The following is a 26936-nucleotide window of genomic DNA, read 5'->3' on the forward strand; positions in this document are numbered from 1 at the left end:
AAGATAGTATCTATTTGGGGTAAATCAAATGTTATTATTCAAAAAACATTTATCGATTAAAAAATTAATCATAGGCAAGTAATAATAAATATCCTTTTAAAGTTGTGTTTTGTTAAACCACTTCTTAAAGGGCATAAAAGATTAAAACGCGGTTAAGTCACTTATGTGTACCATTAATAAAGTAACTTAAGTTTATTTTCAATTACTTAATAAAAAAGACCAAGAGCAAGCGCTACTGGTCTTCTATTAAACCCCTAACTTAGCTAAGGACGAGACAAACACCTGATAATAAATTAGAAAAGTGATCAGTCCTGTTTCTCTTAATTTCTATTTACATCTATTTTATAAAAAATACTGTATAACACAGGTACTGCAATCATAGTGAGAATTGTTGCAAATGCCAGTCCGCCCATTATGGTTACTGACATATCAGCAAAAAATGGGTCAAATACGAGAGGCATCACACCTAAAATTGTTGTGATAGCAGCAAGTGATACAGGGCGTAAACGACTCAAACTTGCTTCAACGATAGCTACTGCTTTTTCTTTGCCCTCGTCTATTTGAAGATCAATTTCTTCAAGAAGCACTATCGCATTTTTAATCAACATACCAAATAAGCTTAAAAAACCCAGTAATGACATAAAGCCAAATGGCATATCTGCTATTAATAACCCTGCTACTACACCAACAACAGCCATAGGTACAATTAACCAAATGATCAAAGGCTGCCTAGCACGGCCAAATAATAAAACACTGACAATAAACATTACTAAAAATCCAAGTGGTAGCCCCTGACCTAAAGCGGCTTGTGCGTCACGTGAAGACTCATACTCACCACCCCATTCCAACTGATAACCATCTGGTAATTGTATTGCCTCTACTAAAGGTTTAATACGAGCAAAAGCTTCCCCTGTTGTTTCTTGATAACCAGCTTCAGCTTTAACAGATATTGTTCTGACACGATCGCGACGATTGATAAGTAACTCTTCACTTTGATAAGTTATATTGCCACTTACTTGCTTAAAAGGAATATAAGTACGTTGGCTGCTACTCCACACTAAACTATTTTCTAAGCCAAATAATTTATTCTCTGATTGCTTCTGATTTTTTGCAACGATGGGGTATAAATAATCGCCATCTTGTAGTTGCCCAATTGTAAGTCCATCAGTATAAAATTTCACCGCATCACTAAAATCACTTCGACTCACACCTGCAACACCTGCCGCAATGTCATCAAACTCAGGAATAAGCACAATGCCTTTTTCGCGCCAATCATCTCTAATATCCCTTATCAAACCATCTTGACGAAAAATTGTTTTAGTTTGTTCAGATAAACTACGCAAAATTTCAGGATCGTGCCCAGAAAACCTTGCTTGAATTTTTGCGCCGGCGCCTGGCCCAAACTGCATGACTTCTGCAAAATACTCAACATTAGGATTATTCTTTCTTAACTTATCTGAAATTTCTTTTGCTAATCTTGGTACTTCAGCAGCATTTTCTGCTCTAATAAGATATAGACCATAACTTTCATTTGGCATTTCAGGAGCAAAAACTAAAGTAAATCTTGCTGAGCTTTCACCTATAAAAGTTGATAGTGATTCAATACCTTGTGTTTCAATTATTAATTTTTCACCTGCTTTCATGTATTTTTCTGTTGCTCTAATATCTGAGTCTTGTGCGCCCCAATAATGAACAAAAAATACAGGCGTATTCGAAGGCGGAAAGAATCCTTGCTTTATTAAACCAAAACTTGCGTAAGCAGTGATTGTTATTGCAATTAATGTAACTAAAGTTAACCCTCGCCAATGAAGTGCAGCTTTTAATACAACTAAATACCCTCTATGTAAAAAAGAGTGTGATTCTTGCTCTTGTGTTACTTGCCCCACTTTATAAAAGTAACGCCCTAATAATGGTGTTAAAGAAACAGCTAATACCCAACTCAACATCAATGAAATTAATACAACTGCATAAAGAGAGAATAAAAACTCACCGGTTGCATCATCTGATAAACCTATACCAGAAAACGCAGCGATGCCGATAATAGTCGCGCCAAGCAAAGGCCACTGGGTTCTTTTTACAATAAAACTGGCTGATTCAAAAGCCGACTTCCCTTTTTCCATTCGTAGCATCATGCCTTCTGCGACTACTATGGCATTATCCACTAACATGCCCATTGCAATTACCATAGCGCCAAGAGATATACGCTGTAACTGTAAGTCGTATAACCACATAATTAAAACTGTACCCAGTACTGTAATTAATAATGTGCCACCAACGACAATGCCCGATCGCCACCCCATAAATATACATAGCGCTATAGTTACTACTGCAACAGATAATTCTAAATTTAAAATAAACCCATCAACTGATTTTTCAACAACTTTTGCTTGATCATAAATAGAAGCAACATTTATCCCTGCTGGTAACTGCTTAAGCACTTGGGCAAGTTTAGCTTCTATTTTTTCGCCAACTTCCACTATATTAATATCGTTCTGTGCTGATACACCTAAAGTAATAGCAGGGTGGCCATTGTATCTTTTTAATCCACTTGGTATATCAACTGGTTGCACAGAAAGTTTCGCGATATCTTTAATTTTTATAGAAGCATTTTTACCTGGTAGGACAATAGATAAATTTTCTATTTCTTCAACACGATTGGTTGAACTTTCAACTGGAATTCGGATCTGTTTATCATCAATATAAAGCCTACCACCAACAAATGGTTTTAAATTACTAGCCAAAACCTGTTTTATTTCAGGGAATGACAAACCTAACCCAGCAATTTGATAACTATCAATCTCAGCAACAATTTGCTCTTCAATAATACCTTCAACTTGTACCTTAGCAACGCCATCTACAGCAAGTAATTCTCTGCGAATTTGTCGTGAAAACTCTCTCATTTGATAAGCTGTAAAATCAGGTGCCGTTAATGAATAATAGATACCATACACATCGCCAAAATCATCTATTACAACAGGGGCACTTGCGCCTAGTGGTAATGAGCCTTGGATATCTCGTAATCGTTTTCTTAGTTCATCCCATATTTGGGGTAATAGAGGTCCATCTATCGTAGGTTTAACTTCCATGGTGACACGTGAAAAACCTGGTTTGCTAACAGATTCTAACTTATCAAGTTGCCACATTTGTTGAAGTGCTATCTCAACTTGTTCAGTGACTTCTCTTTCAACTTTCTCAGCACTTGCGCCCGGGTAATAAGTAAAAATAACAGCTTGTTTTATGGTAAAAGCAGGGTCTTCTAAGCGACCTATTTTCCCCATAGCAATCACACCACCTACAATAAAGCACAGCGCAATAAGCCATATATTTATTGGTTTTGATAAAGAATAACGTGCAATATCCATATTAATACTCTGCCTTATATTCTTTAACTTTTAGCCCTTTACTCATTTGATTAACCGCAGCAGATACGATTTTATCGCCTACATTTACACCACTAGAGACAACTGCAAACTCACCTTGTAAACTCGCTATTTCAACTGGTGCAGCTTGTACATTATTCATTTCTGGATTGAACTTCCAAACTTTAAAACCCTTGTTTTTATCACCCATAAGTGACTTAATTGGAATTAAAATCGCACTGTGTTGTTCACTCATATTTTCAATTTTTACACTTGCTCTAGAACCCGGATAAAATAAGTTACTTACTTTGCCATCTAAGGCAAAAGTCACACCATAAGTTTGAGTAATTGGATTAGGCGATGTTTCATGCTCTACATAAGTAATATCAAATATATTGTCTTCTTGACCTATGATATGTGCTGTTGCTTTTATATTTCGATTTCCTGCATTAGCAGTCATAACACGTTCAGGTACATCAAATGTAAAATAAAGCTTAGATCTGTCTTGCAAATTAGCGATGGTATCTCCAGCACTGATATAGCTATTATTTTCAATCAACCTTGCACCAACTACCGCATCAAATGGTGCTTTTATGGTGGTATAGCTCAAGTCTTGTTTTGCATTTGCTAAGGCTAATTCCGTTATAGCATATTGTGATTTAGCATCATCAAATGTACTTTGAGAAGCGACATTTTTTTTGAACACCTCTTCAATTCTCGCTAAGTTACGTACAGCATCTTCATATCTTATTTTTGCTTCAGAAACTTGGCGTTCAAAAGGCGCTGAATCAATACGCGCCAATACGTCACCTTTGGCAACAGGGCTACCTTCAACAAGGTTTTCAAAAATTAACCTACCTGAAACTTCAAATTTAAGGTCAACACTTTTAACTGCAGATACTGTTGCAGGAAATTCGTATTCACTAGAAACATCAACTCTTTTTGTTTCAAATAATTGAACTACAATGGGTTCTTGAGTTTTTTCTTGCTTAACTTGCTCAGAACACGCTTGTAAACATAAAAGTAAAACACCTATTAATATTCGATTCACGATATCTCCAAAACACTATCATTAACCAGGTATTTATTACCTAGCCTGTTTAATTTTGTGCAACTATAGCAAGAGGTTTACACATTTACAATAAGTGTAAACCTGTTGAGTAACGATTAATTGTAAGCTAAAATTGTTAAATAAAGTCCAAATCAAACGAGATGTTAATTTTGCCAAGCTCAAGAGAGAAAATTCTTACCTGTGCAACAGAATGTTTTTTTCAGCACGGTTATATCGCCGCTAATATATCTATGATCGCCAGATATTCACAGATTTCCCGTGTAACAATACATAAACAGTTTAGGACCAAAGAAGCCCTTTTTCGAGCTGTTGTAGAAAAATACATATCGGATAACAATGTTCTTTTACAGGATTATAGCCAATCAGACGGTGATTTTTGGGCTGAAACTGAAGCATTTATATTAAAACGATGTGATGGGTTATTTGAGGAAGTATCCAGTTCATTAATTAGAACAGATTTACTTCATGCAGGCCAAAGCCATTGTAATGATATTATCACTGAAAATGAGATAGAAGTACGTAAAATAATCAGCTTAAGGGTTTCAAAAGAGCTTACAGAAAATCGCATGACGTTAAGTAAAATAGATATCACAGTAGAGGCATTCGCCCGCATTATCGAATCTGCCCCTTTTGGACTTGCGCTTTCAAGTTTGGAAGAAGATAACCAAGCCTTTGTAAAACAATTAATGAAAGTGTTTAAAGCTTCAACCTCAATTTAAACGGTTTAACAGTTTCTTATCTTTAAGATTATAATTCACAGAAACATATACTTTGATCGCTATTAATCACAGCCTAATTAAAATTATTCTGAATTTTGTTTAACCATAAATATCAATAATATCTAGAAAGTAAAATTAACAATAATATACAGTGATGATTAGATAGGACATAGAGTTATAATGAAATTCATATCGATTGTAATAAATTAATGGCACAAATATATACGTTTTAAACTATATACTTGAGTTGTGCTAAAACCTATTATTCCAAAAAAAAAGCCTAATCAAATGATTAGGCTCTTCTTTATAAATTAAGTGGCGGAGAGATAGGGATTTGAACCCTAGATGGGCTATAAACCCATGCCGGTTTTCAAGACCGGTGCATTCGACCACTCTGCCATCTCTCCGCTGTTGGGGCGCATAATAGTCACTATGCAGATGCTTGTAAAGCACTAAATTAATTATTTATTTTAACTGAACATTTTTAATCCAGATGGTTCATAAATAATACAATTAATAATATTGTCGAGGTGATTTGGCAATAAATGAACTAATCAAACTTACGATTATTCCCGCACTCGCAGCAAGTATTAATCCAAATGATAAATCGACATCGCCTAATATAATCAGTTTTATCGGTTTTGTGAGTAATAAAGGTAAAGAACTAAAGCTAAAGACAAAAAAGCTGATTTTAAATGCCCGTAAAAAACCAAATCTTTTTGCTGATTGCATCCGCCAAGTTAATAAACCAATGATGATGATTAAAGATGCAAAAATATATTCTTCAGTTTGTGTGAAGGTTGCGATGTAATAAGTTAATAAAGCACCAAATACGCCCCAAATTAACCACTGCCACCAAGTTTCTTTCTCGCGATAAAATAAATGATTCACCTACGCGGCCTCTTTCTTATTATTTTTATTTAATTTTATTGGTTGTTAAAGCAATTCGCTTTGACATTTAACAACCATACCAAAAATAGCAAGAATAAAAAACCACCAACCACTAGATTTATTGGTCTTTATTAGGTGAGCAAATAAAAACAAACTAAGGTGATGATAATAGCCAATAAGACATTTAAAATTACGCCTTGTTTTACCATATCTATCACTTTAATTTCACCACTGGCAAATACAATTGAGTTAGGAGCTGTAGCAACAGGTAAACAAAATGCGCATGAGCAGCTAATAACAACGGGTATCATTAATAATTCAATAGGTAAGTTTAATGCAATTGCAGCTGAAGCTATCACAGGCATAAGTAACGTTGCTGTTGCTGTATTTGAAGTGATCTCTGTTAAAAAAGACACTGAAATAGTTAAAGCAAATAACATTACCAAAACGGGTAACGCACCTAAACTTACCAAAAACTGCCCAAGCATTTCACTTAAGCCACTACTAACAAATGCCTTAGCAATACAAATACCACCAGCAAAAAGTAATAACATACCCCAAGGAATATTTTTGGCACTTTCCCATTCCAATAATTTTTTACCTTTACCATTAGGCGTTAAAGCCATCGCGATTACACCCAACAATGCGATGCTAGAGTCTCCAATTGTTTGATTATTGATAAGTCCAGACCAGCCCCCAAAAGGTTCTTTTCTAAATATCCAAGCCAGAGCAACCAAACCAAAAATAGTTAAAACACGTTTTTCTGCAACTTGCCATTTGCCCATATCTGGTAATTCAATTGCCGTATTTAATTTTATATTTCTACCAAGCCAAAGTGCAGCTAATGGGATCGCTAATATAACGATGGGTACCGCAATTTTCATCCAGCTGATAAACCCATATTCTTTATGGGCAAATTGCTCATAAACAGAGGCAAATATTAAATTAGGTGGGGTGCCAATAATTGTACCTATACCGCCTATTGAAGCTGAATAAGCCAAACCTAATAATAATGCAATTTTAAACTTAACGTTGTCAGTATTAGCACATAAAGCAATGACCACAGGTAATAATGCAACAACAGTTGCTGTATTTGAAATCCACATAGATAAAACTGCACTCGTTGTCATAATTGCAAATATAATTCGCTGCGCACTGCCTCCACCTATTTTATTAATGATCATAAATGCAATTCTTTTATGTACTTGTGATTGCTCTATTGCAACCGCTAACATAAATGCGCCCATAAGCAATAAAATAACATGACTACCAATAGAACTTGCGGCTTGTTTGTGCGTTAAAATGCCAACAAGCGGAAAAGTTGCAATAGGCAATAAAGAAGTTAAAGGAATAGGTAAAGCTTCTGTGATCCACCAATAGCCTGTTAAACTGGTGATAGTCAGCGTCAAAGTAATTTCATGAGCAAGGTCAAATGTGCTGCCCAGCAGATAAACTGAGGCAGCAAAAATAAGTCCCATAAGAATGTGGGATTTTATTATTTTCATTATTTGTATCTTCTATTTATTGTTTTTTCATTTTAAGATCAGGGTTCTCATTCATACTTCTGCAAAAATAAATTTTAGGATATGATCAAAGAACACACTAGGGCTCTATAAACATTTAGCTAGATTTTCAATAACTTTAGGATAAATAACAAATGTGGATAGAATATGAAATTAAGTAAAAAGATTTAGACCTAATTACTTAAAAGTTTCAATTTACATCCTCAATTGACAAACCATGCGTTTATTTTAGTTCTGAGAAAAACTCACTAACATCATGTCTGTGAGGTTTAATGAAATCATTTGCAGCAGTACCTAAATAAAGATATCCCACGATTTCATCTTGTTCAGATAAATTTAAAGCAGCTTTAACATGATTACAACTGGCATAACTTCCCGTCCTCCAAACTCCAGCTAAACCTTGTGCATATGCCGCCTGTTGCATCGCCATAACAGCACACCCAGCAGATTGAATTTGCTCAACTCTGGGCACTTTTAAGTGTTCTTTATATTTAGCAATTGCAATAATGATCAAAGGTGCACGCATTGGCATTTCTTTTGACCTTTCAATGGCTTTTGCATCTGCTGGTATCTGTGGATTTAAAGTTGCAATAGCAGATTGATGATAAATCTCACCCAGTAACTTACGTTTATCTCCTTGCACAATAATAAATTGCCAAGGTGTTAAGGCACCATGATCTGGTACTTTTAAAGCAGCTTGCTTTATAATATTGAGTTGCTCCTGATTTGGGCCCGGAGCTTGAAGCTTACTATCAGATTGGCGGTTTAAAAGTAAATCTAGTGCATTCATAGTTTTGTTATTTCACATCAATTATTGTTAAATTAATGTGAGAATAACAAAGTTACAATAATAGGTATAACGTATTGTTAAATTATTTTATAGAATCATTATTTCTTTGTACCAGAGCGAGTCAACCAATAATCCATGCTGGTAATACGTCCACCTCCTGAAAAGAACAAACTTAATAACATAACAAAATAGGTCACTGAAAACTCAATACCGTTATTTAAAATAACCGGTTTGCCTTTTTCATAGAGGTAATCAGGAAAGCCATTAACTTCAATTATTTCTTTAATTTTATCTAATCGCTTTTTGGCTTCTATACTGTTTTGTAAACTGTCTTTAGCACCTGGAATAGATAACCAATCAAGTACTTTGGCCGCACTGGTATTTGGATTAGTTGGTGTAACAGCAAACCAGCCATTATCCCAATGTACAGTTGTTGCTGCAATAAGCATAGTGAACATAAGCGGTATCACTGTAATTCTGGTAAATAACCCTATCAGAAGAAACCACCCACCTAAAAACTCAGTCCAACCAGCTAAAAAAGCAAGCAAATCAGGAAAAGGTAAACCTAGTCCCCATTGTGTATTACCAAACCAAGCCACAACATTCGGATCTGCCAACACAGCATTAATAGCTCCATCCCACGGAGCACTGATGCCTAATTTATTATAACCCGCAATAATCATCACAGGCGCTAAAATAAGTCTAAATAAAAGCGGTGCTAAACCTGACGCTATTTGTGATTTATCGACACTGGTATGATAAAAATGTATTACTTTTTGTAGCATATTTGAAACCTTGTAAATTGATAAAACAATTAATCTTTTTAACAAATAACCAAGACCTAGAAATAGAGGGTTTTATTTCAAAAAATAAAAAGCCCACTCAATAAGATTAGTGGGCTTTTTTTATTTTACATTTAAATTAGATCTAAATTTAATTATTTAAATTACTCTGGCAATCTCTAATGCTTCCAAAATCGCTCTTTTTGCATCAATAGATTGGGCCAATTTAGCACCACCTATGACATGTATATTTGAATTTTCTTTTTCCGCTTCGTAGCTTTTGGTATTTGATACTTGTCCTATACAAGCAATAACTGTATCAACATCTAAAAAACGTGTTTCATTATTTTCTTTTATTTCTAAACCTTTGTTGCTAAAACTTACATAGTGACAATCTGATATTTGCTCCACTTTTTGTTGCTTTGCAACTTGTCGATGGATCCACCCTGTTGTTTTACCTAAGTCAGAACCAAACCGTCCAGCACTACGCTTTAACATATAAATTTTATCTTTTGCTTGTTCATTTTGCTGCTTTGTTTCAATACCCCATTGAGTTTGGAATTCCTCAATCGATTTATCAGCAGGTTCAGCCAAAAATGCAACCATATCAAAGCCGATACCACCAGCACCTAAAATCGCCACTTTTTTACCAACCTCAACTTCACCTTTTATGACTTCATCATAAGCCAAAATACGTTTGCCATCGCTACACTCTATATTTGCCAATCTAGGTCGCACACCCGTAGAAAATACAATGTCATCGTATTGATCTTTCATTTCAGGATTAAAAGCAGTATTTAATTCAATGTTTATATTCAGCTTTGCTAATTCATTCTTGAAATAACTTAACGTAAAATTAAAGTCTTCTTTTCCGGGAATTCGCATCGCCAAATTAAATTGACCACCCATGCTTGCTGACTTTTCAATTAAGGTCACCTTATGACCACGTTTTGCTAAATAGCACGCACACGACATACCCGCAGGTCCAGCCCCCACAACTAATACATTTTTAGCTTTAGGTGCCTTTTCTAGTGCATATTCCAATTCATAACCTGCCTGTGGATTTACCAGACAAGTTGCGCGTTTACCTTTAAAAACATTATCTAAACACCCTTGATTACACGCAATACAAATATTGATATTGTCACTTTGCTTTTTCTGATATTTAATAAAAAAATCAGGATCAGCTAATAAGGGCCTTGCCATTGAAATTAAATCAGCCTGGTTGTCATTTAATATTTGATTCGCTATATCTGGCGTATTGATTCGATTAACGGCAATAACAGGTACTGATACCATTTGCTTTAATTGCTCAGACGAACGCTTAAAAGCCCCTTGTGGTACCATACTTGCGATTGTTGGCACTCTTGCTTCATGCCAGCCAATACCCGTATTGAATATATCAACACCTGCTCGTTCTAATGTTTTTGCTTGTTCTTCAACCTCTGTTATTGTTGAACCATTTTCTACTAAATCAAGCATAGAGAGACGAAAGATTATAATAAAATCTTTTGGCACTAGACTTCTAACTGCTTTTACAATTTCACATGCAAAACGCATGCGGTTTTCATTACTTCCTCCCCATTTATCTTGTCTTTTGTTTGTTCTAGGTGCCATAAACTCATTAATTAAATAGCCTTCAGACCCCATGATTTCTACACCGTCATATCCTGCTTTTTGCGCTAAATATGCAGAACGTGCAAAAGATTTTATTGTTGACTTAATGGCACTTTGAGACATTTCCTTTGGTTTAAATGGGTTAATTGGTGCTTTTATCGCGCTGGGTGCTGTATTTAATGGATGATATGCATAACGCCCTGCATGTAATAGCTGTAAACAAATTTTACCGTCGTGCTTATGAACAACTTGTGTTATAGGCTTATGTTTTACAACATCTATCCACGAATTGAACGATGATGAAAATGGCGTTAATTTGCCTCTTAGGTTAGGACTATAACCACCTGTAATGATTAAACCGACACCACCTTTTGCTCTTGCTTCATAAAAAGCACGTAATTTACTACGGTTACGCAGTCCTTCTTCAAGCCCTGTGTGCATAGAGCCCATAACTAACCGGTTTTTAAGTGCGTTGTTTTTTAGTTCTAATTTTTTTTCTAACATTTTGATTCTTTCATAACTGGTCATACCTGCTAGCGACATTAACGATTTTTACAATTATTATCAAGATAAACAATTCGTAACTATTTAAATTTAAGTTTGTCTAAAAAATACGGTATTATGTGAAATATAGCTTTTTCTAATTTATTTACGCATTATTTAAGGATCTAATTTTGATTAAGAAGTTTTTTATTGGGTTTTGGAATACATTAAATTTTTCCAGAAGACTCATCCTTAATTTTTTCTTTTTGTTTATTGTTATAGCAATTGTCATTGCTGCCAGCTCAAATGAAGATGAAATAATTATCGAGCCAGGTTCGGCACTGGTATTAAACATTTCCGGTTTTATTGTTGAACAACAAAAATATGTTGACCCATTTGAAGCTGCTATTGGCGACTCAATGGGAAAAAGCGATGAGCCACCAGAAATTTTATTAGACGATATAATCACTGCTATTGATAGCGCAGCCTCAGATAAAAATATTAAAGTGATGGTACTCGACTTACGTAACATGCGTAATACTCACTTAAATAAACTTAAAGAAGTTAGCGATGCTTTAATTAGATTCAAAAATGCCAAAAAGAAAATAATTGCCACAGGTGATTATTATTCTCAAGCACAATATTATTTAGCTGCTTACGCCGATGAAATATCTATGCATCCTTATGGTTGGATGGGTGTTGAAGGTTATGCTATGTATCCTATGTATTTTAAAGACGCTATAGAGAAACTATCTGTATCTCAGCATATTTTCCGTGTAGGAACTTATAAATCGGCCGTTGAACCTTTTATAAGAAATAACATGTCAGAGCCCGCAAAAGCATCAGCTCAAGCTTGGTTAGGTGCATTATGGCAAGAATACAAAACAGATATCGCACTGCAACGTAATTTTGATATAAATAACTTTGATGAAAAAATGGATGATTTTTTATCTAAATTCAAAACAGCAAATGGTGACTCCGGTCAGTATGCACTAGATAATGGCTGGGTTGACTCATTAAAAACAAAAGAAGAAATTCGCCAACAATTAATTGCCTTAGTGGGTAAAGATATCAAAGGTAAAAGTTTTAAGCGTGTTTCTTTAAAAGACTATTTAAAAACAATTAAACCACCCATCCCATTTATTAATCCATTAACAGAAAAAGTAGCTATTGTGGTTGCAAAAGGAAATATTGTAGATGGTAAACGTAAAGCCGGACAAATAGGCGGAGACTCTACAGCCGCATTACTTCGTAAAGCGCGTTTAGATGAAAAAGTTAAAGCCGTTGTTTTACGTATAGACTCAGGTGGCGGAAGCATGTTTGCCTCTGAAGTTATTCGTGCTGAAGTTTTAGCACTTAAAGAATCTGGTAAACCAGTTATTGCATCTATGAGTTCTGTTGCTGCCTCTGGTGGCTATTGGATAGCATCCGCAGCCAATGAAATCTGGGCTGCACCGAGTACCATTACAGGCTCTATTGGTATCTTTGGTACTATCATGACATTCGATAAAACCTTAGCTAAATTAGGTGTTTACTCTGACGGTGTTTCAACAACTGAAATGGCTGGTTTTTCTCCAATGCGTGAGCTCAACCCTAAGCTAGGTCAAATGATCCAAATGAGCATTGAACGCGGTTATGAACGTTTCTTAACGATCGTTGGTGAAGCTCGAGGACTGAGTATTGAAGAAGTTGATGCGATAGCCCAAGGCCGAGTTTGGATCGCAAGTAAAGCTAAAGAATTAGGTTTAGTTGACCACTTAGGTAATAAGCAAGATGCTATTGAAGCTGCTGCTAAACTTGCAAGCCTTAAGTATTATGATGTGATCACAATTGAACAAGAATTATCAACTAAAGATAAATTTATTCAAGAGCTATTAAGTAATGCACATGTTAAAAGCTTTTTAAATCTTGAACAAAATGATAATACCTTTGAAGCCGGTTTACAAAGCCAAGTTGGTTCTATGATTTATAAATTACATTCTCAAGTGCAATCACTTAAAGATTATAATGATCCAAATGCCGTATACGCCCGTTGTTTAGTATGTGACATAAACTAGTCAATATTAGACTCATTAAGCTTGAGTCGAACGCATATTAAGTATATAAAGAGCCCAGTAATTTAACTGGGCTTTTTTATTATAAGCCCTTATTATTTTTGAGCATAATATGAAAAGAAAACGTATTTATATTGCCTATACTGGCGGTACTATCGGGATGAAAAAATCAGCGAGGGGGTATATCCCTGCAGATGGTTATCTCACTGAAACAGTGAAGGCCAGTGCTGAATTTAGTCGTGATGAAATGCCTTTATTTGATATCCATGAATATCAACCTTTAATTGACTCATCAGATATGTCTCCAGCCCACTGGCAAATGATAGCCGATGATATTAAAAGTAAATATCAGGATTATGATGGTTTTGTTGTATTGCATGGTACAGATACTATGGCCTATACCGCATCTGCATTATCCTTTATGTTTGAAAACTTGACCAAACCTGTTATTGTCACAGGCTCTCAAATCCCCCTTTCACAACTAAGATCTGATGGTCAGGTAAACCTACTAAATGCAATGTTTTTAGCCGCTAATTATCCAATTGCTGAAGTGAGTTTATTTTTTAACAACCAACTTTTTCGTGGTAATCGCGCAACTAAAATTCATGCTGATGGCTTTAATGCATTTGGTTCACCCAATTTAGACCCTCTTGCATTGTCTGGAATTAGTATCGAATTAGTTAAAGGTACATTAAGTCCTTATATTGAAAATGAATTAGATGTATGTTCTATTACACCGCAAAACATCGGAGTGTTACATTTATACCCTGGGATCAGCAATGATGTTGTGCAAAGCCTTTTAAAAGGAAAGCTAAAAGCCTTAGTATTATTAAGTTTTGGTGTAGGCAATGCACCACAGGAGCCTGAATTTTTAAAATTATTAGAAGATGCTAGCCAGCGTGGCGTTGTAATAATCAACCTCACCCAATGTTTGAAAGGCAGTGTTAATATGGGTGGATACGCAACAGGTAACGCACTATTAAATGTTGGCGTTATAAGTGGTTATGATATGACATTAGAAGCCTGTTTAACGAAACTACATTATCTATTAAGTCAAAGCCTTGAAACTGAGACTATCAGGCATTTAATGCAAGACAATTTACGTGGTGAATTAGAAAGATAAGTTCTCATACAATAAAGGCTTGATGTTTGTTATCAAGCCTTTATTAGTTTTAGCTAAATAAGATTATTCCTTATGCTTTTTAGCACTGTTCTTCCATACGTCTTGTGAACCACTTTTATTATCTGTATTTTTCTTTGATTGTGATTTATGACCAGATGAACGTTTTTTTGGCCCTTGCGGTGCTTTATCTCCATGGCGTCGTTTATTTTTTTGCTCACCTTGGCTATCAGATACTTTTGGACTCTTTGGTTTTTTCGGCTTTTTAGGTTTGATAGGCCGTGTATCTAATCGTGTTTCAGGCACTTTATTAATAGGCTCAAAACCTTCAACAATTTCACGTCGTAAAAGTTTTTGGATTAACCTTTCTATATCTGATAATTCATGAATATCATCTGCAGTTACGAGTGATATTGCTTCACCATTCGCTCCTGCACGTCCTGTACGACCAATACGATGTACATAATCTTCAGAAACATTTGGTAAATCATAATTCACGACATGAGGAAGTTGATCTATATCTAAACCACGAGCAACAATATCTGTTGCAACTAAAATGCGTATTTCTCCGTTTTTAAAACCTGCAAGTGCTTTAGTGCGTGCACTTTGACTTTTATTACCGTGAATTGCAGCAGCTTCAATTTTATTTTTATCTAACTGTTTAACTAGGCGATTTGCGCCATGTTTTGTGCGAGTAAAAACTAATACCTGACGCCAGTCATTTTTTTGAATAAGATGGGTTAATAAAGCTGGTTTTTTAGCTTTATCTACAGGGTGCACCCAGTGCTCTATTGTTTTTGCAGCCTTATTTGATTCAACAGATACTTCTACAGGGTTATGGATCAACCCTTTTGCTAATTTGCGAATATCATCAGAGAATGTTGCTGAAAACATTAAATTTTGACGTTTATCAGGTAATGATTTTAAAATACGTTTAATATCATGAATAAAACCCATATCTAACATACGGTCAGCTTCATCTAATACTAAAACTTCTAAATGCTTAAATTTAACAGCACCTTGATTCATTAAATCAAGTAAACGCCCAGGTGTTGCAATTAATACATCAACCCCTTTTCTCAGTTTCATCATTTGTGGATTAATTTTAACTCCGCCAAAAACAACTGTAGAGGTAAGTGGTAAATTTTTGCTATACAGCTCAACACTTTCACTCACTTGAGCAGCGAGCTCTCGCGTAGGCGTTAAAATAAGCGCTCTAGCTTGATTAGGTCCTGCTTTTTGACCTTTAGATAATATTTCTAATAATGGTAAAGTGAATCCAGCTGTTTTACCGGTTCCGGTTTGTGCAGCGGCCATAATATCTCGGCCTTGAATGATTGCTGGTATTGCTTTTTCCTGAATGGGTGTTGGCGTTTCATAACCCTGTTCACTGACCGCAGATAAAATGGGGGCAGATAAACCCAATGTGGTAAAGCTCATATATTCACTCTTATCATTAATAAAATACGCTTGTGCGTCAAAGGAGGTGCACCTTACAATATCTTACTGTATCAAGCAAGAATACAGACATTAAGTCGATTTTTATTTATTATTTTAGTTGTTTATTTTGTTATTTCATCCATTCGTCTTACAATAGCCTCAATAGTATTATGTAAGTATGAGGTCTACCATGAATCGTCAAAAGAAAATTAATGGCATTTTTAAAAAAAAGTTGAAGAAATTCAAATCTAAAATGCATACAAGTAACAAACCTGCTTATGTTTCAAAAGCTGAACGTGAAAAAATTGAAAATGAAAAGCAAAATACTCAAAACTGCGAGTAGTATTAGTTATTATACCCATCAAAAAAACCTGTTGACGGTTTAAATTAAAGGCGGCAAAAAAGCCGCCTTAATATTTTAAATCGTTTATTTTAGAAAGGAACACAGGACAAAGTATTAGAATTTATACGATGTACTTATAAAAAAGGTCCGCCCAACAACATCATATAAGCTAGGGATTGTATTCATATCATTACCATCTGGGACATACTCAGGATCAGTATCAAGTAAGTTTTTAACACCACCATTAATACTCCACTGATTATTCATGTTAATTGCTGCAGATACATTATGATAAACGACATCATCTGTTGCATAGGAATTGCCATTATTTTCACCATCCATTCCTTGTATATATTGTGCATTATAAAGCAGCGTAAAATCATCAGTTAAATTGACATCTACTGATAAATTAGCCTTAAGTTTTGAATATCCCCCCATATTGCCATCAATAGTGCCATCATAACTAACATCATCTTCTTCAAAATTAATTAAGTAAGTTGTATCTAATGCAACTTTATAGCTTTCTTGTCTAAAACTAATATTCCAATCAATTCCTGATGTTTTTTGTGAACCAATATTCGTTAATGTTGATGTCATATTATCTAAATTGCCGTCCATTGCGATATTAATCGAATCACAAGCTTCCTGACTACCTGCATAACATTCATTCATTTGCGTTTGCACATTCAACCGACTAATCGCATCTGTAATATTAAAGCTCCAATAATCCAGTGTTGTTGACAAACCACTAGATATTTCCCATACAGCACCAAAAGTTAATGACTCACTTTCTTCTGGTTGTAAGTCTTTATCTCCTGCATAATTTACCAATATTTGCGCATCTTGCGCATTACCCCAAGGATCATCTAGATAATCAAAAGAACCTGAGTTACCTGAATAAAGTTCCGAAACATTTGGCGCCCTAAACCCCGTAGCAACAACCGAGCGCAACATGAAGCTATCATTAAAGCGATATGTTGCACCTAACTTCCAAGTCATCGCGCTGCCAAAGGTGGAGTAGTTATCAAAACGCGTGGCAGCTTCAACAGCTAACTCATCGGTAACAGGTAAAGAAAGTTCCGCATACACTGACTGTACAGAATAATTACCAGATGTTGGGTCTTGTTGTGCAGCCGTACTTTCCCCAGCTTGTGTTATTAAATCAGGCGTATAAAAGCCACTTTCAAAACGATTTTCAATACCGACAGCATACCCTAAATCAAACTCAGTTATTCCACTTAAACCAGCCGCCATAATGAATTGTTCATTTCCCCCTTTATTAGACTCTGTGTACATGATCCCTGCATCTTGTAAATATGCAGTATCAATGGACTCACCGCTGAACCATACATCTTGATTTACATAAATATCAGCTTCCATATTACCTGCATGTATCGAGTTTTGTACTTTATCAACAGAGTCATTACGGCCATATGTTACTGAAACATCCCAAGTAGCATCATTATCTAACAAACCTTCAAGTCCTAAAGAGAATCTATATGTATCTGTTGTTTGTTCATAAATACGTGGACCTGCATCAACCATACGACGTCTATAGTTTAACTCATCAGGTGTCATACCATTTTCATCTTTAAATTGGTCGGTATATTGGGTATCTAATTTTGATGTATCTAAATCAATATTGGCAGGTTGTGGTGCCATTTGTTGGTCTGAGTTTCTTCGCGTATACATTAAATCAATATTAAATTGTGTATCTGCATCAATTTCAGTATTAAAGCTAGAAAAAAGACTTATCAACTCATTTGGCGTTTGAGCATAACTGTCATTTGTATAATCATAACAATGATCTCTATCTTCAAATCCACCATCACCTGTTGGTGTTTTACCTCCAAGTGAGCCCTCAGGCACAAAAGAAGAGCAACCAGAGTCAACATGGTCACGGTCACTTTGAATTACTTCACCACGTTTTGAATATTGCGCACCAACAACTAAATTACCATTAGAAAAATCCATTCCATGTAAAATACTCATTCCCGAACTTGTACCATCCCCCTGTGCAGCTTGACTTCCTTCAATCGATATTGATGTACCCTCATAATTTTTTTTAGTGATGATATTAACAACACCAGAAATTGCATCAGAACCATATACGGCTGACGCCCCATCTTTTAAAATTTCAATAGACTGTATCATAGCAACAGGAATCGTATTTAAGTCAACAGATGAGTCAGCCCCAGTACCAGATGACACCATACGACGACCATTTAATAATACAAGCGTGCGATTCTCCCCCATACCTCGTAAGTTAACTGTTGACGAACCTCCTGATCCATTATTTGAGCTAGAACCTAGGCTCATACCAGCAGCAGCAGGTTGCGTTGATAAAATTTCGGCAACCGATGTATAACCGCTTTGTGCAATAAAATCGGATGTAATGACAGTAACTGGACTTGCCGTTTCCATATCAGTTCTGTTAATTCGAGAACCCGTTATTTGGATTTTTTCGATTTCTTCAATTGAAGACTCAACAGCCATTACTTGCATACTAGTGATCAGTGATACTGCTGAAGTAACAGCTAAACTTAACTGTGATTTTTTCATTTTTATAACCCTACTTGCTTAAATTATTTAACAATAAAAACGCAGGGTAACAACACATCTCATCATGTTGTTACTCGGTTGAGATGCAAATTAGGGCATTGAAACTGAATAGAAACTGAATGAACGAATAAGTACTGTATTGCATCCATACTCACTCATAGTTGAATGCATTGATGTGAATAAATGTAATAACAAATAATATTATTTCATCTTTACATTCAATAAATTATAAATTACAAAAGCTTAAAAATACAAAGTGAAATCATTTACATTTGAGTTGTAAATACTTGTAATCATCAATTAATACCCTGCATTATGAATAATTAAAAACATAACTAATCGGTTTTTTACTAACTACAATTTGCAGTGATAACATAAAAATAGTCAAGAGTTTATTTTGAAAGGAGTATTGATTTTTAATACATTGTAAGCTGACAGGTTAAACAATGAACCTGTCATTTTTATATAAAACCTTAGATAACCGCAGCAGATAAACCAAATAGTCCACCAAAAACACCACCCCATACAACAAGCCAACCTAAATGCTTTTTAATCATTGTTTGAATAATATCTTTAACCATCTCAGGCGTAAGCTCTGTTAAGCGTTTATCTATTATTTCGCCCACTTTATTTTGCATATCTGCAATAACACTGGGTTGCTCTAATTGTTCTCTTAATAACTCACTGAACTCCTCAGTTTGAGTCATATCAACGATTGATGCTTTCATTTTGATAATAAAAGGGTCTTTTAATGGTACTAAAGCTTCTGTTCCACCAAACATGGCAAGCATGCCGCCAAAAGACGACTCTTGCACTACATCTACTAAAGTATCAAACGCAGGAGACAAATCAACTTTATCTATAATAGGTGAAAATTCAAACTGGTGTGCTTGACCATTTTGCTCCGACATAAAGTTATCAATATTTTCTTTTGTGAAAAACTGTTCCATTATCATTGATTTTATTGCTGACTTAAATTGCATGAAATTTGCGGGGATCACACCTGAGCCATATAATAGCGGAACTTTTTCAAATAACATATGAACGGCAAGCCAGTTAGTAAATGCGCCCGACAATGCAAATAAACCAACCATTTTAACGATTTCTTGCTCACTTAAAAAACCAACGACTGCTAAAATTAAAGCTAAAAAATTTGTTATTACACTTTTGTTCAAGATCCTACTCCACTAATATTCTTAGTTATAACTTAATCACTATCGGTTTAATGTATTATTTACACCCATTTCAATTCAAGATGCAGTTTCTAATTTTAAGCTGATACAAACCCCTCTACAAGCTATCTGTTTGTTATTTTAAAAAACAATGCCTAACTTATATTTATTTGCCATACTCTTTATGCGCTAACAAGGTCATATCAATCTAAACTGACAAAGTGAGCAAATAATGTGGCACGCAATATCAAAACATATTAGTGAAGAGTTACATTTCGATTTTGTTATTCAACATAAGCAGCAATTAAAATCTCACTCTAACCATTCTTTTTTTAAAATAAGTGATAATAATCATCATTATTTTGTAAAACTTGCGCCATATCATTTTAAAGAGAATTTTGAATGTGAAACATTCAATCTCGCTGAACTTACAAATAAAAGTATATTTTTCATTCCTGATTGTATCTGTACAGGTAGTACACTTGCACATAGTTATGTTGTTTTAGAATGGTTGGAATTTCAAAATAATAGTGAACAAAACTGGGCAGAATTTGGTATTACACTCGCAAAAATGCATAACAAACATGAACAAGCTATGTTCGGCTGGGAACATGATAATTTTATTGCTTCAACTTTGCAGCCAAACAAATGGCACAAAAATTGGTGTTATTTTTTCTCTGAACAAAGAATTGGTTGGCAACTTCAGTTATTACAAGAAAAGGGTTTTAACCTGTGTAATATTAATGATGTGGTCAGTTTAGTCAAAAATAAATTACATCGCCATACGACCGTTTTACCAAGTTTATTACACGGTGATTTATGGAGAGGCAATACAGGTTTTGTTAAAGGTAAACCCGCCATATTTGATGGTGCCTGTTATTATGGTGATCGTGAAACAGATATTGCTATGACAGAACTCTTTGGCCCTTTTCCTGATACCTTTTATCAAGCCTATGAAAAAACATACCCATTACAAAAAGGCTATCTTTTGCGAAAAAAAATATACCAACTCTATCACCTACTAAATCATGCAAACCTCTTTCAGGGCCATTATTTGATTGATGCACAAGAACATATAAAATCAATTTTTGATCAAGAATAATAGATTAATAAAAAACCACAAGCTGAGTTTTCCTAATACGAAATTGCCAACTACACTTTAATTATTGCGTTATAAGCAACAAAGTGAGCTGACAATGAAAGACTACAAAATGCAAAGAATAAGTTGCCCACACTGTGGCCATCATGTCTTAGTTGAAGTAGATACAACCAGTGGCGATCAGGACTATTATGAAGACTGTGCAGCCTGCTGCAATCCAATTCACTTAAACATGCACATTGATAGAGCTTATAACAAAGTAGAATTGCATATAGATAACGATGATGAATAATTTATATAAGCTCAAATCATCTACATGTTATTTTTCATATATCGCTCAACAGTATTGATAATTGTATAAGTTTGTTGGTCAACTTCTATGTTTATTTTGTCATTCACATTAGCTAAGCCCAGGTTAGTTATTTTTAGAGTTTCAGGAATAAGGTGTACATAAAAACTACTTTCATTCACATCACCAACCGTTAGACTTGCCCCATTAATGCTCACAAAACCTTTATGAATTATATATTTCATCCAATTATTATCGACTGTAAATTTGAAGCTACAATTATCGCCTGAGTAATTAATATCACTTAATACAGCTGTTGTATGAATATGACCTGATACAATATGGCCACCAAGCTCAGTACCAAAGCATACTGAACGTTCAAAGTTAACCTTTTGACCTTGAATTAATAAGCCTAAATTGGTAAGTCTTAATGTTTCATCTATGATATCAAAATATACTTGTCCAACGACATCTCGGATCCCAAGCTCAAAATGCACAACCGTTAAACAACATCCATTTATAGCAATACTTGCTCCTAAGTCTAAATGTTGTAGATACTGACCCGGAACTGAAAGCACTAACCTTTTTATTCCTTGTAATTCACTCACTGAGATCACAGTTGCCTGTGTTTGAACAATACCTGTAAACATTTATATTTACCTAAAGTGTTATAAATTAGAATATAATCTGATTCTCCTTATTTTTTATCATATAGGCAAGTATGAGATTTTGTTTATGGGAAGCAAAGTACCTGCTTCGACTCGCAATTCCAGTATTTTTTGCACAAGTAATCCTCGTTTTAATGGGTGTTGTTGACACTATAATGGCGGGACAAGTAAGTCAGTTTGATTTGGCCGCACTGTCTATCGCTTCAGGGCTTTGGAATCCGATACTATTGAGTTTACAAGGAATTTTACTTGCATTAACCGGTATAGTTGCTCACCTTTTTGGTGCAAAAAGAATTACAGATGTTCGTATACAATTTCATCAAGCACTCTATTTATCAATAATACTGTCATTATTTGGTTTGTTTCTAATAAATCAGTTACATTTAATTATTGGCCTCATAAACATTGAACCGCAAGTAATTGAGCTCACTTTAGCTTATTTAAATTATGTGAAATGGGGCCTACCAGGTTTTTTAATTTATTGTATTTTTAGAAATGTAAGCGAAGGAATGACACTTACTAAACCTGCACTTTATATCAGCATCATTGGCTTAGCAGTCAATATACCTACTAATTATATATTTATTTATGGGAAATTAGGCTTACCTGAGTTAGGGGGTGCCGGTTGTGGCATTGCAACTGCGATTGTATTTTGGTGCATGGCACTCAGCCAAATAATTTACACCTATTCAAGTAAAAAATTACAAGGGAAATTTTTATTAAGCCAATTTAAAGTGCCTGACCTCTCTATCATGGCCAGCATATTTAAAATGGGAATACCAATTTCGCTTGCTACATTTTTTGAAGTAACCTTATTTGCCTGTATTCCCTTATTTATAGCGAACTTAGGCGCAGTGGTTGTATCTGGGCACCAAGTTGCAGCGAGTGTTTCAACTGTGCTCTTTATGATGCCATTAAGCTTATCTATGGCTATTTGTATTCGTGTAGGTAATTTATACGGTCAAAAACAATATAAGAAATTAAAAAGCACTATTTTTACCAGTTTCTTATTGGCAATTGCGATTTCAATTATTGTTGCATCAAGTACCTTTTTAGGTCGCACTTGGATCAGTACTATCTATTCAGATGTACCAGAAGTAATTGCTCTTGCATCGTCCATATTGATTTTAGCCTGTTTTTATCAGCTACCTGATGCAATACAAGTTGCAGCAAATGGTGTATTACGAGGGTTAAAATACACAACCCCAATTTCGTACATCACATTCATAAGCTATTGGCTCATTGGATTTAGTTTTGGCTATGTTTTAGGCAAAACAAATTTAATCGTCTCTCCAATGGGCGCTCAAGGATTTTGGTTAGGCATTATTATTGGTTTATCTGTTGCATCATTTTTAATGATTCTAACGGTTAAAAACCGTTTAACACGTACGCCATTTAATAACGGAAATATGGATATCAAATAAACATGTATAATTTTTTAGCTAAATGATTAAATAATCTAAAACGGTGAAAAAGAAAGACTAAAAAAACAGCAAACAAACCAATAAACCAAAATGTTACTTGATCCCAATTAAAAGTCGCTATATATTAGCGGCTTGTTGAGAGGCTAAAGACCTTAACATATAAATGCTCGCTTAACTCAGTTGGTAGAGTGCCGCCATGACATGGCGTAGGTCACTGGTTCAAGTCCAGTAGCGAGCACCATTTATATTCAACATAAGCTTTATTAGGCTCGCTTAACTCAGTTGGTAGAGTGCCGCCATGACATGGCGTAGGTCACTGGTTCAAGTCCAGTAGCGAGCACCATTTTTTAACTCATACTCCTTCAAATTCAGATAAATCAAACTCAACATCATCAATTTCAAATAATTCAAAATCACAATCGCTAACATCTAGTTTTATTTCGCTTAATGCACATCCTAGTTGATAAAATAAACCGACACCCAGCTCTATTGATGAACAAATTTTCATTACTTGTGCTTTTAACTCGTGAGCATTTTCATTTAATTCAAGTGCTTTTTGCCAATCTGCAAACATAGCAACTAAATTCAATGTCGCATCACATTCCTTTGCTAAATTAGCGCCTTTCCTAAAGTGTGGAATTGAATCAAGAAGGTTAAAATCTTCTTGCCATATACTATAAGTGAGTTGTGTGCCTTTAATATAACCTTCACACCACTGTGCTAAACCTAAACTAGGGCATTCGTCTTGAGTAGATAATTTATAATGTTTGATTAAGGAAAACTCTCCTTGAGATAAAGCCGTATCTATATGATTGAATATGTCCACCCAAGCTGTATGAATTGGACCTGGACCATATATCTGCTTAAAGCCCTCTTCTGCATTACCTGCAATCAATTCTTCTAAGTTAGCTTCTTCCAGGTATTCTGGGCAGGAAATAAAACAAGTCATTGCTCCTAGCATATTATCTATCGTAAAGCCGCTTGTGCAATATGGGCTCATCAGAAATGCGTCCATAATTATTAATGATGATCTATTTAACATTACATTGAGGTTTGTTGTTTAGACTTGAATTTCAGTATAGCTGTTATAACTAAATCCGCTATAGTATTTTATGCTGTACTTTTGAGTAATTGTACTTACATTATAGGATAAGATAGAAAACAACAATATATTGAATGATGAACCTCAGTAATTTCCTGAATAAAAATTACTGAGTTTAACTGTTAAGCATTACTTTTCAATAAATGGAACTATTTTACTTGGTGCAGATGAAAACCTTATAGTTTGCATGTCATCTTCCCAATCATCATTTATGACAACCTTACATTTAAAATCAGAACAATTCATTACAGACTCATTTTTTGATAATAAGGTAACTGGTTCATCAAAAATAAGTGTGATCCCAACGATATCTGGCATTAAAAACCCGAATACAGTACTTAAAACAAAACCGGATAAGTCATCCATCAAATCACTTAATTCAGTATATACTTCAAATAAGTCATTTTTAGCTAACTGTGTTTTATCACTACCCGATGCCTCTATTTGCATAACCAACTGGCATTCATCTTTTGGGTTTTGAGTCTGTGCAATAACAATTGCTTTATCTTTATCTAATTTTTCATCAAATGGCAATAAAAGTTCCATATTAGGCGAAAATGTTAAGGGAAACTCCTGTTGCTCTGTAATAATCTGTCCGTGTGATAAAATACAACTTTTACCACTCTTTAATTCTTTTAAATAAAAACCCACTTTAGCCCTATTATATTCTCCCTTATTTACCACTTTCATTCGATCATAAAAACCGTCATAAGCAACAACAAACTCTTTTGCTGATGAAAGAAAACTAGAAAATACTAAAACAGAGCTGCAAACTAAAATAAAAAATTGTTTATTCACTAAAATATTCCTGATTTAAACGTATCATATGGCTAATTTCATTAACATAGGCTTCTCCTCGCTCAGAGTATGCTAATAATCCTTGTGCTAAACCTTCTGCCGTAGGGGTTTGCTGAATTTTTCTTTGGTGGGCTCTTATTTTCCTCAAAGATCGATATGCGCGATTAGTATTAATATTATAAAAATAAGCATTAACTGCTGCCCGTACAGTTTGATAAGCTGCAACTTCATGACCCGCACCAGAGTTTCTATTTTTAGGTACCATTCCACAGCCTTTTCTATAACACCATTGGCCAAAAAAATTTAAACCTATTTTTGCAAAGCGAGAAGTTCCCCAGGCTGACTCATTAGCAGCCTGCATCAAGGCTAATTCTCTGGGTACAATATCTACTCGCTCCAAAGCTAATGAAATACCTTCAACATCAACTTTATGCTTAACCTTATATTGCTTAAAAATAGCAATAACTTGGTTTAATTGTTTATCGGCTAAATTATCATCAAATTGCAACATCATAAGTGCAATTTCTAACTGGGCTCTTTGCTGTAATATTTGCTTATTTACAGCTTTCACATGCGGCTTTATAAAATTGAAAAATGTTTTCTTTTTTAATTTTATATCTTTTATTGCTAAAAAATCAGGGAGTTTTACTGTGTGTAATGGTTTTTCTTCTATCACTTTTACAGTTTTATTTATGACAATATCTTCTTCTGCTACTTGCTCTGTTTTTTTTGGTGGGTTAATTAAAAATGGATAAACTATACCGTACAGGGTAAAAGTGATCACGCACAAACGTAATACGCTCTTAAACATTCAGTGTTCCTCTTTTGTTTTAATATATCAACAAATAAGTATTGCGATACAAATATAGGGTCGTTTAAAACGTATTCGAAACCAATGAATAATGTGCATTTAAATCATTCCTTTTCTAGCACAAACCCCAGCAAATTAGGCTGTATTATACCTACTTCATAAAAAAACGCGAATATGCTTAATTTTGAACACTATCCCAATATATTTTTTGTGTATGAGTTGAAAGGTTTTTTCACTTTATTGATTAGAACGCTTAACAGTATCATTCATTCCTGACATAAAAAACCAAGTATGCGAATAACAATTACTTGTATTAAAATAAATAAGTGATGATTATAAAGCTTATATATTTATGCTTGTGCTCTTTATTTTGCAAATAAAAAGTTCAAACACACCACCTTCTTTATTTCAGGCAAGAAATATGAGAGCCGCTTCTATCCGATAAAAATAGCTTTATTAATATTGCTTTCGTTAAGCCTAAACTCATTTTTGTTTGTTTTAACTTGGTAATATTTCTGATGGTTCAGAAGACCAATAATATTATCTTGTTTTTCAACAATTTCTTATATTTACGCGCTAATAACATAACACCAGCGATGCTTGTGTTAGTTATAAATATAGGCAAAGCATTGTAGCTCCTTAATTGTTTGTCATAGGCTGAGTTTATGACATGATATACCCAAGCCAGTTCAAGATTCAGAATTCAACCGCTTAAGGGTAAATTAAACAAATCGTCAGAGCTATTTTAAGAGGGTATTCACTAGTGCATCAATAAAATACCTATCCTAAACACATATCTTGAAATGGCTTGAGTAAAA

21 protein-coding genes and 3 tRNA genes are annotated in these 26936 nt (G+C 34.7%); 9 read left to right on the plus strand and 15 right to left on the minus strand.

Going from position 1 to position 26936, the window contains the following annotated elements:
* Positions 1 to 320 precede the first annotated feature (320 nt).
* Both BM088_RS15745 and BM088_RS15750 read right to left on the minus strand, forming a co-directional pair.
* The gene (locus BM088_RS15745; RefSeq protein ID WP_091986355.1) at positions 321 to 3362 is read right to left on the minus strand and encodes an efflux RND transporter permease subunit; all 3042 of its coding nucleotides are present in this window, start codon (positions 3360 to 3362) and stop codon (positions 321 to 323) included.
* Between the two features lies 1 nt (position 3363).
* The gene (locus BM088_RS15750) at positions 3364 to 4410 is read right to left on the minus strand and encodes an efflux RND transporter periplasmic adaptor subunit (RefSeq protein ID WP_177208072.1); all 1047 of its coding nucleotides are present in this window, start codon (positions 4408 to 4410) and stop codon (positions 3364 to 3366) included.
* A 170-nt stretch (positions 4411 to 4580) separates the two neighbouring features.
* Between BM088_RS15750 and BM088_RS15755 the strand changes: the two genes are divergently transcribed.
* Positions 4581 to 5150 carry a TetR/AcrR family transcriptional regulator gene (locus tag BM088_RS15755; RefSeq protein ID WP_177208073.1) on the plus strand — a complete coding sequence of 190 codons (570 nt, stop codon included), beginning with the start codon at positions 4581 to 4583 and terminating at the stop codon, positions 5148 to 5150.
* Between the two features lie 316 nt (positions 5151 to 5466).
* On the opposite strand, the gene BM088_RS15760 is transcribed toward BM088_RS15755, so the two are convergent.
* The 6 genes from BM088_RS15760 to BM088_RS15785 all read right to left on the minus strand — a co-directional run bounded on the left by BM088_RS15760 (position 5467) and on the right by BM088_RS15785 (position 11257).
* Positions 5467 to 5557: transfer RNA gene (locus BM088_RS15760), tRNA-Ser, on the minus strand.
* A gap of 106 nt (positions 5558 to 5663) precedes the next feature.
* Complete coding sequence (locus BM088_RS15765) at positions 5664 to 6041, minus strand: hypothetical protein (RefSeq protein WP_091986368.1); 378 nt, start codon at positions 6039 to 6041, stop codon at positions 5664 to 5666.
* A gap of 131 nt (positions 6042 to 6172) precedes the next feature.
* A complete protein-coding gene (locus BM088_RS15770; protein WP_091986372.1) occupies positions 6173 to 7546 on the minus strand; it encodes an SLC13 family permease in 1374 nt (457 codons plus the stop codon).
* 241 nt (positions 7547 to 7787) lie between these two features.
* Entirely contained in the window at positions 7788 to 8354 is a 567-nt protein-coding gene (locus BM088_RS15775) for an NAD(P)H nitroreductase (protein ID WP_091986375.1), read from the minus strand.
* A gap of 98 nt (positions 8355 to 8452) precedes the next feature.
* The gene (locus tag BM088_RS15780) at positions 8453 to 9139 is read right to left on the minus strand and encodes an HvfX family Cu-binding RiPP maturation protein (protein WP_091986379.1); all 687 of its coding nucleotides are present in this window, start codon (positions 9137 to 9139) and stop codon (positions 8453 to 8455) included.
* A 156-nt stretch (positions 9140 to 9295) separates the two neighbouring features.
* A complete protein-coding gene (locus BM088_RS15785; protein WP_091986382.1) occupies positions 9296 to 11257 on the minus strand; it encodes an FAD-dependent oxidoreductase in 1962 nt (653 codons plus the stop codon).
* A gap of 170 nt (positions 11258 to 11427) precedes the next feature.
* Here BM088_RS15785 and sppA point away from each other — a divergent pair, with 170 nt between their 5' ends.
* Together sppA and ansA are read left to right on the plus strand one after the other, a co-directional pair.
* Positions 11428 to 13293 carry a signal peptide peptidase SppA gene (sppA, locus tag BM088_RS15790; RefSeq protein WP_091986385.1) on the plus strand — a complete coding sequence of 622 codons (1866 nt, stop codon included), beginning with the start codon at positions 11428 to 11430 and terminating at the stop codon, positions 13291 to 13293.
* 109 nt (positions 13294 to 13402) lie between these two features.
* The gene (gene ansA, locus BM088_RS15795) at positions 13403 to 14413 is read left to right on the plus strand and encodes an asparaginase (RefSeq protein WP_091986390.1); all 1011 of its coding nucleotides are present in this window, start codon (positions 13403 to 13405) and stop codon (positions 14411 to 14413) included.
* 63 nt (positions 14414 to 14476) lie between these two features.
* Here ansA and BM088_RS15800 read toward each other — a convergent pair whose 3' ends face one another.
* Positions 14477 to 15850 carry a DEAD/DEAH box helicase gene (locus tag BM088_RS15800; protein WP_091986393.1) on the minus strand — a complete coding sequence of 458 codons (1374 nt, stop codon included), beginning with the start codon at positions 15848 to 15850 and terminating at the stop codon, positions 14477 to 14479.
* A gap of 190 nt (positions 15851 to 16040) precedes the next feature.
* On the opposite strand from BM088_RS15800, the gene BM088_RS15805 reads away from it, so the two are divergent.
* Positions 16041 to 16193: a DUF2986 domain-containing protein gene (locus BM088_RS15805; RefSeq protein WP_091986397.1), complete on the plus strand. Its 153-nt coding sequence runs from the start codon at positions 16041 to 16043 to the stop codon at positions 16191 to 16193.
* A gap of 114 nt (positions 16194 to 16307) precedes the next feature.
* Here the strand turns inward: BM088_RS15805 and BM088_RS15810 are convergent, their stop codons facing one another.
* The gene (locus tag BM088_RS15810) at positions 16308 to 18755 is read right to left on the minus strand and encodes a TonB-dependent receptor plug domain-containing protein (RefSeq protein ID WP_091986400.1); all 2448 of its coding nucleotides are present in this window, start codon (positions 18753 to 18755) and stop codon (positions 16308 to 16310) included.
* A gap of 473 nt (positions 18756 to 19228) precedes the next feature.
* Positions 19229 to 19930: a DUF445 family protein gene (locus tag BM088_RS15815; RefSeq protein ID WP_091986404.1), complete on the minus strand. Its 702-nt coding sequence runs from the start codon at positions 19928 to 19930 to the stop codon at positions 19229 to 19231.
* A 229-nt stretch (positions 19931 to 20159) separates the two neighbouring features.
* Between BM088_RS15815 and BM088_RS15820 the strand changes: the two genes are divergently transcribed.
* Positions 20160 to 21029, plus strand: a complete 870-nt coding sequence (locus tag BM088_RS15820) for a fructosamine kinase family protein (protein ID WP_091986408.1) — start codon at positions 20160 to 20162, stop codon at positions 21027 to 21029.
* A 94-nt stretch (positions 21030 to 21123) separates the two neighbouring features.
* A complete protein-coding gene (locus tag BM088_RS15825; protein ID WP_091986411.1) occupies positions 21124 to 21318 on the plus strand; it encodes a CPXCG motif-containing cysteine-rich protein in 195 nt (64 codons plus the stop codon).
* A 20-nt stretch (positions 21319 to 21338) separates the two neighbouring features.
* Here the strand turns inward: BM088_RS15825 and BM088_RS15830 are convergent, their stop codons facing one another.
* Entirely contained in the window at positions 21339 to 21965 is a 627-nt protein-coding gene (locus BM088_RS15830; RefSeq protein WP_091986415.1) for a riboflavin synthase subunit alpha, read from the minus strand.
* A 71-nt stretch (positions 21966 to 22036) separates the two neighbouring features.
* Here BM088_RS15830 and BM088_RS15835 point away from each other — a divergent pair, with 71 nt between their 5' ends.
* From BM088_RS15835 to BM088_RS15845, 3 genes are all read left to right on the plus strand, one after another.
* On the plus strand, positions 22037 to 23407 hold the full coding sequence (locus tag BM088_RS15835; protein ID WP_091986419.1) for an MATE family efflux transporter: 1371 nt from the start codon (positions 22037 to 22039) through the stop codon (positions 23405 to 23407).
* Between the two features lie 165 nt (positions 23408 to 23572).
* Positions 23573 to 23648, plus strand: a tRNA-Val gene (locus BM088_RS15840).
* A 26-nt stretch (positions 23649 to 23674) separates the two neighbouring features.
* A tRNA-Val gene (locus BM088_RS15845) sits at positions 23675 to 23750 on the plus strand.
* A gap of 9 nt (positions 23751 to 23759) precedes the next feature.
* Here the strand turns inward: BM088_RS15845 and BM088_RS15850 are convergent.
* From BM088_RS15850 to BM088_RS15860, 3 genes are all read right to left on the minus strand, one after another.
* Positions 23760 to 24407: a UPF0149 family protein gene (locus tag BM088_RS15850; RefSeq protein WP_177208074.1), complete on the minus strand. Its 648-nt coding sequence runs from the start codon at positions 24405 to 24407 to the stop codon at positions 23760 to 23762.
* 231 nt (positions 24408 to 24638) lie between these two features.
* Positions 24639 to 25307, minus strand: coding sequence for a DUF2987 domain-containing protein (locus BM088_RS15855; RefSeq protein WP_091986427.1), 669 nt, complete (start codon positions 25305 to 25307; stop codon positions 24639 to 24641).
* Positions 25300 to 26118, minus strand: coding sequence for a glucosaminidase domain-containing protein (locus tag BM088_RS15860; RefSeq protein ID WP_091986432.1), 819 nt, complete (start codon positions 26116 to 26118; stop codon positions 25300 to 25302). The genes BM088_RS15855 and BM088_RS15860 overlap by 8 nt, the downstream gene beginning before the upstream one ends.
* Positions 26119 to 26936 lie beyond the last annotated feature (818 nt).

This window comes from Pseudoalteromonas denitrificans DSM 6059 (genome assembly GCF_900112265.1).
Lineage (GTDB): Bacteria > Pseudomonadota > Gammaproteobacteria > Enterobacterales > Alteromonadaceae > Pseudoalteromonas > Pseudoalteromonas denitrificans.